This is a genomic window from Robinsoniella sp. RHS (assembly GCF_001029355.1).
GTDB lineage: Bacteria > Bacillota > Clostridia > Lachnospirales > Lachnospiraceae > Robinsoniella > Robinsoniella peoriensis.
In genome coordinates, this window is record NZ_JNGB01000004.1 from 324,844 (window position 1) to 336,812 (window position 11,969).

The 11,969-nt window shown below is 39.8% G+C and carries 10 protein-coding genes; all 10 read left to right on the forward strand.

Features of this window, described 5'->3' with window-relative positions; all coding sequences use genetic code 11:
• The first annotated feature begins 4 nt into the window (after nt 1-4).
• A complete protein-coding gene (locus tag RHS_RS04375; protein WP_044294316.1) occupies nt 5-910 on the forward strand; it encodes a carbohydrate ABC transporter permease in 906 nt (301 codons plus the stop codon).
• Nucleotides 891-1,730: a carbohydrate ABC transporter permease gene (locus tag RHS_RS04380; RefSeq protein ID WP_052430750.1), complete on the forward strand. Its 840-nt coding sequence runs from the start codon at nt 891-893 to the stop codon at nt 1,728-1,730. Before RHS_RS04375 ends, RHS_RS04380 begins: the two co-directional genes overlap by 20 nt.
• A gap of 10 nt (nt 1,731-1,740) precedes the next feature.
• Nucleotides 1,741-4,275 carry a sugar-binding domain-containing protein gene (locus RHS_RS04385; protein ID WP_044294318.1) on the forward strand — a complete coding sequence of 845 codons (2,535 nt, stop codon included), beginning with the start codon at nt 1,741-1,743 and terminating at the stop codon, nt 4,273-4,275.
• Nucleotides 4,272-4,451, forward strand: coding sequence for a hypothetical protein (locus tag RHS_RS04390; RefSeq protein WP_044294319.1), 180 nt, complete (start codon nt 4,272-4,274; stop codon nt 4,449-4,451). Before RHS_RS04385 ends, RHS_RS04390 begins: the two co-directional genes overlap by 4 nt.
• Before the next feature lie 375 nt (nt 4,452-4,826).
• Entirely contained in the window at nt 4,827-5,492 is a 666-nt protein-coding gene (locus RHS_RS04395) for an NUDIX domain-containing protein (protein WP_044294320.1), read from the forward strand.
• Nucleotides 5,493-5,555: 63 nt separating this feature from the next.
• Nucleotides 5,556-6,563, forward strand: a complete 1,008-nt coding sequence (locus tag RHS_RS04400; RefSeq protein WP_047832423.1) for a hypothetical protein — start codon at nt 5,556-5,558, stop codon at nt 6,561-6,563.
• Nucleotides 6,564-6,585: 22 nt separating this feature from the next.
• Entirely contained in the window at nt 6,586-7,503 is a 918-nt protein-coding gene (locus RHS_RS04405; protein ID WP_044294445.1) for a hypothetical protein, read from the forward strand.
• 21 nt (nt 7,504-7,524) lie between these two features.
• On the forward strand, nt 7,525-8,709 hold the full coding sequence (locus RHS_RS04410) for an adenylosuccinate synthetase (RefSeq protein WP_395021264.1): 1,185 nt from the start codon (nt 7,525-7,527) through the stop codon (nt 8,707-8,709).
• Nucleotides 8,710-8,972: 263 nt separating this feature from the next.
• A complete protein-coding gene (locus RHS_RS04415; protein ID WP_047832424.1) occupies nt 8,973-10,742 on the forward strand; it encodes a sensor histidine kinase in 1,770 nt (589 codons plus the stop codon).
• On the forward strand, nt 10,739-11,969 hold a 1,231-nt coding region (locus tag RHS_RS30075; protein ID WP_395021267.1), incomplete at its 3' end, for a response regulator. The genes RHS_RS04415 and RHS_RS30075, both read left to right, overlap by 4 nt.

Genomic DNA, 11,969 nt, shown 5'->3' on the forward strand with positions numbered 1-11,969 from the left:
AAGAATGAGTCATGGCTTAAAATTAGTTAAACATAAAATATATTTGTATTTACTTCCAGGAGTATTATGGTATGCAGTTATACTGTTTGTTCCCATTTTACTGGCTTTATATTATGGATTTTTTGACTGGAATGGGGGTGTAAATAAGACCTTTATAGGGATTAAAAACTTTGTGGATGTTATTCAGGATAAGATCTTTATCAAATCCCTGCTGAATAATATTTACCTGGTGGCAGTATGTTTGATTTTCCAGATTGGGCTGGCATTTATATTTGCAACATTTCTGGGCAGCAGGCATGTAAAATTTAAGGGGTTTCACCGGACAATGTGCTATTTTCCATCGGTGCTTTCGGCAGTTATTGTTGGATTTATCTGGAACCTGATTTATAACTATGAGTACGGGCTGCTCAATGCCGTTCTTAAAATGGTGGGATTGGAAAGTAAAGTGCAGCCCTGGCTCAATAATCCGAAGATCATCATGCTGCTGGTTGCTATTCCAATCATATGGCAATTTATTGGATACTATATGGTGATAATGCTCTCCGGTATGTCATCCATCGATCCCCAGGTACTTGAAATGGCTGAGATAGATGGTGCAGTCGGTTGGAAAAAGGCATTATATATCACGGTTCCCCTTATAAAGAATACGCTTATAGTTTGTATTACCCTTTGTATTGCCGGAAATATGAAGGCATTCGATATTATATATGCGATGACATCCGGCGGTCCGGGATACTCCAGCAGCGTTATGGCAATGTATGCATATAATACATCATTTACGTCCTATAAAATGGGATATGGCAGCGCAATGTCCATTGTGATCCTGATTGTAAGCCTGATATTTATTTTGGGCACACAGGTTCCGCTTAACAGGCTGGCAGGAGGGAAAAATGAAGATGAAAAAAAATAAATTAAAGGTAATACATATCATTCCCAATTTCCTCTTAATCATATTTTCCCTTTCCTGTATTTATCCTTTGGTTTGGCTTGTCTACTCTTCCTTTAAAACAAAATCGGAATTTTATCAGAATCCCGTTGCGCTGCCAACACAAATCAATTTTTCCTACTATCAGGAGATTCTGACTAACAGTAAATTTCTGGTATGGGTATGGAACAGTTTGCGCTATAGCCTGCTTGCCTTGTTTTTTATACTGCTGTTTGGGTTTATGATTGGATACCTGTTATCCCGGTATAATTTTCCGGGGCGAAAATCTACCTATACATTTTTTTTACTGGGAATGCTGGTTCCCGTGCATGCAATCATGGTCCCAATGTATGTAATGTTTACGAAGTTACATCTGACAGACCATTGGTTTACATTAGTACTTCCATATACCGCAATGGGGCTTCCCCTGGCTGTGTTTCTGGTGGAAAGCTATGTCAGGACCATACCGGTAGAGGTAGAAGAAGCAGCAGCCATAGATGGATGCTCCAGGGAAAGAACCATTTTCTCAATTGTCCTCTTCATGTGTAAACCAATACTTGTGACCATAGGAATTATTCAGTTTTTTGGATCGTGGAATGAATTTACCTTTGCCCTGATCCTTACGAATTCAGAAAAATATATGACACTTCCGGTGGGAATAGCATTATTTAAAGGGCAGTTTACTACAAACTATCCAAGAATGATGACTTCTATGTTATTAGCAATTTTGCCTGCAATGGCAGCTTATTTCATTTTTTCAAAACATATTATAAAAGGCATGGTTGCCGGAGCGGTGAAAGGTTAGGTGAAAAGAGATGAATATTACAAAATTAAATAAATCATGGGTGCTTCATGAAGCTCCTTTTAGTTGGGACAGGCAATATCTTGCCGATATAAATAAAATAAATGAGGGGTGGTATAAGTGTGATTTACCGGTGGATGTCCGCATGCCTCTGATAGATGCCGGTGTCATTAAGGAACCCTTAGAAGGAGATAACAGTTATGAATCCAAATGGATGGAAGAACGCTCCTGGTGGTTTCAAAAGCATTTTTCATCCGCTGACATCGGCATGGAAAACGAAGTCATAGAGTTAGTGCTGGAAGGCCTGGATACGAACAGCGATATATTTTTAAATGATCAATATATTGGATCTCATCAAAATGTACATTATCCGTTTATTTGTGAGATAAAAAGATTTTTAGTAAATGGGGATAATAAACTGTCGGTTCGGCTCACCAGTGGGCTTGAAAATATATCTATAAAGGATCTGGCTCAAATTGATTGTGCCGTTACCGCTGAAAGCGACTTTAATGACAGTGACAGGGGTGATCACAGAAGGACAATGGTAAGGCGGCCCCAGTATAATATTGGCTGGGACTGGGGACCGCGGCTGGTTTCCGTTGGCATTACCGGACAAGCCTTTGTCCGAGCTTATAATAAGATTGCGATCCGCGAAGTTGGAATTGAAACAAAAGAGATTAAGAAGGATGGGGATGGGAAGCTGGCATTATTAAACGTGATGGTTAATGCAGAAAACTTAAATATCGTGGATACGGTTGATTGTGATCTGGAAATTGTAATTCGAAAGGACGGCAAAATTGCTGCATGCAAAACGATTCCCGATATCCTGCTCACATCCGGCACAAATTATATTAATCAGGAAATGGAAATCCAGGAAGCAGAGCTTTGGTGGCCTGCCGGTTATGGAGAACAGCCCCTTTACCAGGTGGAAATAACGGCACGATGCGCAGATACGAATGAAAGCTGGCCAGTTTTTAACTATGGTATCAGAAAAATCAGTATAGATACGCCGGTTTTGGAGGATGGGACCAGAAATTTTAAATTTATCGTGAACGGACAGGAGATATTTTGTAAGGGAGCGAACTGGATACCAAATGATTTTATATATGCAAGGGTTACAGCGGAAAAATACCGTACATTACTAGAGGAGGCAGTTGAGGCTAATTTCAATATGATCCGCATTTGGGGTGGCGGATTATACGAAAGAGAACTGTTCTATGATCTCTGTGACGAGAAAGGAATATTGGTGTGGCAGGACTTTATGCTGGCATGCGGTGCATATCCGGAACAGCAGGCGTGGTTTGAAAATGAAATACGTTCTGAATATGCCTATCAGGCAAAGCGGCTGCGGACACATTCCTGCATTGCACTTTTTTGCGGCACGAATGAGAACCACTGGATTTTTTCCAATCCCGAATTCCTGGACAGATGGAAAATAAAACCGTCTTATCAAAATCAATATGGACTTTGGATTCCAAATGTCCTTTCTAAGGAAGTGGTTTGGATGAATTGTCCCTACATACCCTATTGGAACAGCTCTCCATATGGCGGGAAGAATGCAAATGATTTAGACTGTGGTGATGCACATCTGTGGAGTCATGGATTTGTAAGTAATGATATCCGGGAAGCTTTGGATTTAAAGAGTTATGATGCTATCAAAACAAAGTTCGTAAGTGAATATGGTGTTCTCGGACCATGCTGCTTAGAGAGTATCAAGGAATATCTGGGAGACGGAGATCTGGATATGAATGGAAAGCTGTGGAAATCCCATACAAACGTGACAATGAAAGATACCTTGGGGAAAGCCATTGTACAAAACTATCTGCCTGAGAATCATGAGCTTACAGAGAGCGAATTTATTCTGTATGGCGGGCTTGTACAGGGAGATGTCTATGAATATTCCCTGGAGTCATTCCGTTTTCAGGAAGACTGCGGTGGAGCGCTTTTCTGGATGTATAATGACGCCTGGGGAGAAGTTGGATGGACAGTTATAGATTACTATTTGAGGAGAAAGATTTCTTATTACGGGGTTAAAAGGGCATTTGCCCATAAGAAATTTATTATCAGGCAGGCGGATGACTGTATTCTTATCCGGGGAATCAACGATACAAAGGAAAAACTGCGCTGCAAAGTGAAATTTGGTTATGTATCATTTGATGGGAAAATCAGTGACACCAGAGAAATGGTATTTGAAGTTCCCGCCGGGTCAAGGATGCAGGTATTAAAAGAAAAATTAGGTGACTATGACTTAGAATGCGGATCATATATGCTGTATGTATATGATGACGGCATTGATCATGCAATGCTATACACCTGCCCCAACAGCCGGCTGAAGTATGCAAAGAGTCCTGTGGAGGTTATGGAAGAAAAGGTAATCGGAAATGATAAAAAGCTTGTGTTAAGGGCCGGGGGGTATGTGTGCGGTGTGTATATAGCCGGAAACTACAAATGCAGCGATAATTATTTTAATATGCTTCCAGGGGAAGAAAGGACGATTATAGTACAAGATGCAGGTAATACTGAATTAGAAATTAAGAGTATAAGATGAAAGTAAAAAATCACTGCGGGGAAGGCAGCTTCTGGGATATTATTCCGTGGGGCAGCAGCAGGATTATCCTTCTATTTATCATCATTCCGGCAGTGAACATTTTATACGTCACGGACTGGGGGACTGGGGAATCCAACAGAATAAGGGGGAATGCCGGGAGAAACCAGCATCCATGAACAGCTTTTGTTCATGGATGCTTTTTCTATTGTGTTGGGGGTTAGGTGATTAATGACGCTTTGTAGATATAGGTAGTGTACGGAAAGGTTAGAAAATACCAGTTCTGCGGCCAGCTGACGGAGCCCATACCAGTTTTCCACACCCATCTTTCTGTACACTACCTATCATTTACAAAGCGTCTTAATCAGCGAAACCCAAATTTAAGATAAATTGTTTGATGTAGCAATAGCGTGTTCACCAATTGTTCTCGGACTGCTGTGGGCACCATGATTTAAATATATTTTCAAATAAGACTTGACTTAGTAGTAAAATTATACTAATATAAAAGTATAAAAAAGCTACTAACTATTTCAAAGAAAGGATTTAGTTTAAATATGAATGCATTCAGACATGAAAAAATTGCAGTTGCTGTGGATTTTTTAATTATGACAATTGAAGATGACAAGCTGAAAGTATTAATGGTTCGAAGAAATGAGGAGCCGTTCAAAGGGGCTCTGGCGCTGCCGGGAGTTGCGGTAGCCGAGGACGAGACGCTGTCTCACGCTGCCAGGAGATGTCTTGAGGAGGAGACAGGGATTACGGAGAATATCTATCTGGAACAATTATATACATGGGGGGATGACTGCAGACGAGACCCAAGAAACCGGGTAATTTCTGTCTCATATATGGCTCTGATTCCCAGAGAGCTGCTTGCGGAGAGCATCGGCAAGCGGGTAACGGAAGTTCTGTTTATGGATGTAACGGAAATTCTTTCCGAACAGTATAAACTGGCATTTGATCATAAAGAGATGATTGCATACGGGAGAGAACGCATACAAAATAAAACAGAATACACGACAATTGCTTTTCATTTTCTGCCCGAAGAATTTACATTGCCCGAATTACAAAAAATCTACGAGATTTTATTGGGCAAAAATTTATTCAAAGCAAATTTCCGGAAAAGTATTCAGGATATAGTAGAAGATACCGGTAAAATGAAAAAGGTGGGTGCCCATAGACCCAGTAAAATCTATAGAAGGGCGGAAGATTTTAAGGGATAAAAGATGCGTGGGAAACCATTAGGTGAGTATCAAGCTGTAAGAAACCAAGATGAGGTGAGGACTTTGAAAGCAGAACAGATTTTATCAATATCCAAAACCGGTGATTTGTTCCCTTATGGAATTGATATGATAAAGGCAAGATATAAAGAATTGGTCAAAGTCTGGCATCCGGATATCAATTGTACACCAGGAGCAGCAGAAGTATATTCCAGGATTACAGAATTGTATCGTGAGGCATTGAAACTCTCCGAGGCCGGAGCCTGGGAGAAATCCAATTATATTCTGGTAAGCAGGCGGGATGATAACGAAAAGATTGCATTAAATTATGACGCAGCATTTGATTTTGAACTGGGCACAAGATATGAAACTAAAACCAGGATTGCATATGTATTAGGTTCAGACAAGAAAAAATATTTTGAAAATGCTGTAATGAGAATCTCCGGACTGAAATTTCAGGATGAGCATATGAAAGCAGATTTAAGCAGGTTTCTTCCCCGAATTCTGAATGCCTTTCAGACAAAAGGCGGAGAATATGTAATTCTGTTGGAAAAGCCAGATCACGTTATTTCTCTTAAAAGTGTCCTTGCGTATTTTGGAGGAAAATTAGACGACAGGCATGTTGCCTGGATCATAAGCAGATTGTGTAGCTTAACATGTTTCCTCAAATACAATAAGCTTGTTCACAATGGTATCAATATCAATAACTGTTTTATCTCACCGGATAATCATTCTATTTTATTGCTTGGGGGGTGGTGGTATACGACAGGTGAGAACGAAAAGATGATCGGAACATCCAGAGATATTTTTTCCATCATGCCTGTTGCGGCGAAAGAAGATAAGAAATCTTCATCATTGACGGATTTAGAATCGGTAAAACTGATGGGCAGGCAATTGTTTGGAGAAGTAAACTGCAGAAAACTTTCTATGGATTTATCGGTGCCGGAGCCGTTTATACATTTTTTGACTGGCGGTTCCGGCAGAGACCCTTACGAAGAATTTGTGAAATGGGACCGGGCATTGAATGATTCATATGGCAGAAGAAAATTTATTCATATGGAAATTAAAAATTAATGGAAAGAAAAGGAGAATGGATATGGGATGTGGAACATTTACAAGTAAAGATTGGATCAGATATACAGCAAGCAGAGGATACACGGCAGACTCGTCGGCAAGTGACATGTATAAATCAATCTCTGTTAAAAAAGAATTTGAACCTGTTGGCATAACCTATAGAGAATCCTGTGATTCAGAAGAACACCCTGATTCTACACCAATTATTTTAGGTCTTGATGTAACGGGATCTATGAGCAGTGTTTTGGAAATTATTTCGAAAAAACTACATACGCTGATTAATGAAATTTATGATAGAGAACCGGTTAAAGACCCTCAGGTAATGGTCATGGCATTTGGGGATGTGGAGTGTGATCGTCATCCATTACAGGTAACCCAGTTCGAATCCGATATCCGGATTGCAGAACAGTTAAATAATATTTATTTTGAAAGAGGCGGCGGGGGTAACAATGGAGAATCTTACACACTACCCTGGTATTTCGCTGCAAGACATACAAAAATTGATTCATATGAAAAACATGGAAGGAAAGGTTTTTTATTTACAATGGGGGATGAACCATTCTTAAATATCATATCAAAGAATGCTATTAAAAAATTTACAGGTGATGATATTCAGGCTGATTTAACGGCAGATGAATTACTAACTGAAGTTTCCAGGCAGTACGAAATCTATCACCTGATGATTGAAGAGGGTTCCGGCATGAGAATAGGCAGGGATGATGTTGCAGCGAAATGGACGAATCTCTTAGGGCAGAGAGCAATTGCCGTATCTGACTGCTCCAAAATACCGGAAATTATTGTTTCTATTTTGGAAATAGCGGCAGGAAAAGATGTAAAAGAAGTGGAAGATTCCTGGGAGGATGAAACGGCGCTAGTTGTAAGCCGGGCAATCAGCGGTCTGGCTGTTATAAATGATAATAATGATCTGATTGAATTTTAAGAGGATAGGAGAGATGATTGTATGAAAACTGTAAAAATAGTTGTAGGAGCAAATTTTGGAGACGAGGGTAAAGGCCTTATGACAGACTATTTTGCAAAAGAAGCAAAAGATAAGAATCAATCGTGTCTTGTAATCTGCCATAATGGCGGCTCCCAGAAAGGCCATACAGTCGTTTCTCCATCCGGGTTAAGACATGTCTTTCATCATTTCGGTTCCGGGGCTGTGTGCGGGGCAGATACTTATTTATCCGCACGGTTTATAGTAAATCCAATTACTTATAACAAAGAACTGGCGGAACTAAAAAGTAAAAATATCGAACCCCAAATTTTTGTTCACGATCAGGCGCTTATTACAACACCGTTTGATATGATGATAAATCAGATTGCAGAAGAATACAGAGGAAAATCAAAGCATGGAAGCTGTGGCGTGGGCATATTTGAAACGAAAGTGAGAAATGAAGAGTACAGGATAGAGAGCACCATATCCGGGTTTTCCAATTTATCAAGGCAGCAATTGGGAAGTATTTTAAACCGTATCGTCTCAGAATATTTTCCGGTAAGATTAAAACAATTAGGAGTGGATACTGTTCCAGATAAATGGAATAAAATTCTGGAATACAAAGAATGTATTATTGAGAATTATATAGATGATTTTCTCAAGATGAAGAAGAGTATTTCATCTGCCGGTGACAGCATCCTGGATCTTTATGATTATGTAATCTTTGAGGGGGCGCAAGGGTTATTGCTGGATCAGAATAATCAAGAATATGCCCCGCATTTAACACCCAGCAGTACAGGTATCAAAAATCCTATGGATATTATCGCAAAAAGAAATGCTGATGTGGAGGTATGTTATGTAACGAGAACGTATATGACAAGGCATGGAGCAGGCAGGTTTGATACAGAGTGTGCAAAAAAGGAGATTAATTCCCAGATTACAGACTTAACAAATATACCAAATTCATACCAGGATACCATACGTTACGGGACATTGGATCTGGTTGATTTGAAAGAGCGGATAGAAAATGACAGTAAAGGATTCCCGGTTAAAAAGTCATTGGCGGTTACTCATTGCAATGAATATGGAATAAATGAAGAGATGTTAAGAAAATTGTTTTGTGGGTATAAAATTTACAGGTCGGATGGGATGACCCATAATGATGTGAAGTGGAAGCTTCCGATCTTCAACAGCCTTGCAGAGGATTAAAAGATAAAGGGGCTGTAAAAAAACTCTCCAAACAGGAAAATGGGGCTTATTTTACAGCCCCCATATTCAGACTTTCCTGCAAAATCTTCAGAAGTTAAAAAATAGCTTCAAACAACTCCATTCTAATAAATAATCATAAGACACAATATGTTACATTTACAAAATAATGACGGACACTTAATGTGAGACTGCTAAATATATGCTCTGACGAGTAACGGGTCTTATGCTTTTGTACAATATACCAACGAAAGAGGAATTCAAACGTGCTAAAAAATAAATTGGAAAAAACGGTGATTTATACGTATCTGGCAATTCTTATTGTGATCTCTGTCATGATCGTAGTCTTATATCAGTATGTCAGAAAAAGTACGCGGGAAAATGCCATAGATAACCAGAAAGAGGTTACCAGACAGATCACAGATCAGGTAGATACTTTTCTGGATAATATGGACAAGATCGCACTGCAGGTTATGGGAAACTCAATTATCCTTGAGAGCTTTCAGAATACGGATAAAAATGCACAGAATAACTATTTTGATGCCAATCCTGTTTTAAAGGCAAAACTGCAGTCCGTGTTAATGAAGATAAACGGACCAGGTGATGTGGTGGAGAAGATCTGCGTTTATAATGATAATATGGATTATTTAAGCTATGGAGTGTTGAATGAAGATAATAACAAGGTGAAAGAGAGTCTGAAACAGATTCCGGTAAATAGCATAATTGAAAAAATTGATCAGACGAAACACAGTAAGCGGCTGGTTTCCATTCATGATGATTACTGGAGAAACAGTGAAGAGGAGACGGTTTCTGTATACCGAAACTTAAAAAGTACGACAAATGGCCGTAATTATGGACTGATCGAAGTACAAAGACCAAAAAAAGAATTACAGAAGATTTTCGCATTGGAGAACAGCAGTATGAATCTGTTCCTGTTGGATAGTGAAGGTGCACTGATATATTCCAGTGGGACGAAAGCGGATACAAAGCTGCAGCTACTGAAGAATCTGAGTCTGGAGACGGCGGGAATCAGTGAGAAACAAAAAGAGGCAGAGGGAAAGGAACAGCAGTTGATCACCTGGAATACAGGAGAAAACTTTGGGTGGCGGGCAGTGGTGATGCAGTCCGAAAAGAGTCTGCTGAGTTCCCTGGGCTTATTTACGAAGTTTATGTGGGGATTTATTGTGCTTTTGACGGCTGCAAATGTAATTTTTCTATTTGTTGTAATTAAGAAACTTTTAATGCCCTTGAAATTGCTAAATAAATCTGTTAATGAGGTAAGTCTGAATAATTTGTTTCTGCAGATTGATAATGAAAGCCAGATAGATGAGGTAGAGAATATTAATAAGGCATTTCGTGCGATGTTTGAGCGCCTGAACAGTTCTATCGAAAATGAGATTAAATCTAATTTTCTGGCACTTCAGGCACAGATGAATCCTCACTTTCTCTATAATACACTTGCCATTATCAGTGCGGTTGGGATCGAGGATGACAATGAGAGGATTCCGGTATTGTGTGAAAAATTATCGACTATGATCAGATATTCCTCCTCTTATGAGGAACGTATGGCGAAGCTGCCCAGGGAGATTAAATATGTGGAAGATTATCTCTGCCTGATGCGGGAGCGTTATGATGGAAAAGTGGAGTATGAAATAGAGACAGATGGTCGGCTGGAGGATGTTCTTGTGCCTAAAATCAGCATACAGCCGCTGGCGGAGAATTGTTTTAAACATGGATTTGCAAATAATCCATTTCCCTGGAAAATAAAAATTCGCGGGGCAGCCACTGAGAGCGGATGGTATGTGGAGATCGAAGACAATGGGTGCGGGATGACCAGGGAAGAGATCGCAGCGATTGAGGACAGAATTAGTCAGATGGTCCAGAATCCGGTTGAACTGTCACGTTTGTCTATTGGAGGACTGGGACTTGTGAATACAATGGTCAGGTTTCAAATGCTTGACCCGAAAGTTTATTACAGAATTCAAAATCATGATATGGGTGGATTGGTTATCAGAATTGGAGGGGATCTAAATTGATCAAGGTATTAATCGCAGAGGATGAGCCGCTTATTGCGAAAGCTTTAGCAAAGCTGATTATAAATAGCGGCATGGATTTTGAGGTGGCCGGCATAGCAGAAAATGGCAGGGAAGCTGTAGATCTGTATGAAAAGCATTTACCGGAGGTTGTATTTACTGATATTAAGATGCCCATTATGGATGGATTTGAATTTTTGCAGATATTGAAAGACCGGCAATACGAACCATGTACCATTATACTGTCAGGATTTGAAGATTTCAATTATGCCCGGCAGGCTATTTCTTATCAGGTACTGGACTATTTATTGAAACCCATATCCAAGCAGATGCTCACGGATATTCTGAACAGGGTACGGATTATATCTTTGCAGAAAGAACAGGAATCAAAGAATAATCTGATTAAGAGCACGCTGGAAAATAAGGGGCGTCAGGATATCATAGACGGAGACTGCATGTTGGCTCTGATTTGTATTGGAGCTTATCCGATGTCACCGGACGACAGTATGCTGCCGGGAGTGAAGGTGTGGAATGAGATAGACCTGGAACGGGATTTGGTTCAAATGGACTGTACAGAGGCTACCAGCTGGGTTTTTAATGGAAACAGCAGCGTTGAGCGTATTTTAATTCTGGAAGCAGCGGATCCGGCACTGCAAAATATGATAATGAAGAATGTCTATAACCGTCTTAAGGAGCAGACAAATCTTCCGGTTACTTTGATGACCCACAGGCGGACAATAGATATTACATCTGTGGGACCTATGTATAATGAATTAAAGGTTACCTTGTACAGCAGATTTATTTTTGGAAAGTCAGCAATGATCTTCTTAGAGGATCAGGTTGTGGTTTATAAGGATAATGAAATCAATGCCATTGTGCAGAAGATATATAAAAAGATTTCTGCAAATGATTCCAAGGGAATAAACGCCAGTTTGAAGGAACTGTTGGAATTCTGCGATCAGAATAACCTCAGCCAGAAGCGGATTTTGAAATATCTGAATATTATACTGGCATATTATTGTGAAAAGTTTCCGTTGGCGCAAATGACGAATATTGACTTTGAATTCATGCTGTCTAATGCAGAGAGCTATGAGAATTTGTACCTGGAAATCACGGAGATGCTCAGAACATCTTTGACGCTGCCGGATGTGACGCAGACGGTTCATCCCCTCGCTTTAAAGATAAAGAGTTATCTGGAAGAGAATTTCGAGAAAAGTGTAACAAATGAAA

Bases quoted from the DNA above. Each gene is read 5' to 3' on its own strand.
- RHS_RS04375 (WP_044294316.1), top strand. From the start codon at position 5: ATGAGTCATGGCTTAAAATTAGTTAAACATAAAATATATTTGTATTTA.
- RHS_RS04380 (WP_052430750.1), top strand. From the start codon at position 891: ATGAAGATGAAAAAAAATAAATTAAAGGTAATACATATCATTCCCAAT.
- RHS_RS04385 (WP_044294318.1), top strand. From the start codon at position 1,741: ATGAATATTACAAAATTAAATAAATCATGGGTGCTTCATGAAGCTCCT.
- RHS_RS04390 (WP_044294319.1), top strand. From the start codon at position 4,272: ATGAAAGTAAAAAATCACTGCGGGGAAGGCAGCTTCTGGGATATTATT.
- RHS_RS04395 (WP_044294320.1), top strand. From the start codon at position 4,827: ATGAATGCATTCAGACATGAAAAAATTGCAGTTGCTGTGGATTTTTTA.
- RHS_RS04405 (WP_044294445.1), top strand. From the start codon at position 6,586: ATGGGATGTGGAACATTTACAAGTAAAGATTGGATCAGATATACAGCA.
- RHS_RS04410 (WP_395021264.1), top strand. From the start codon at position 7,525: ATGAAAACTGTAAAAATAGTTGTAGGAGCAAATTTTGGAGACGAGGGT.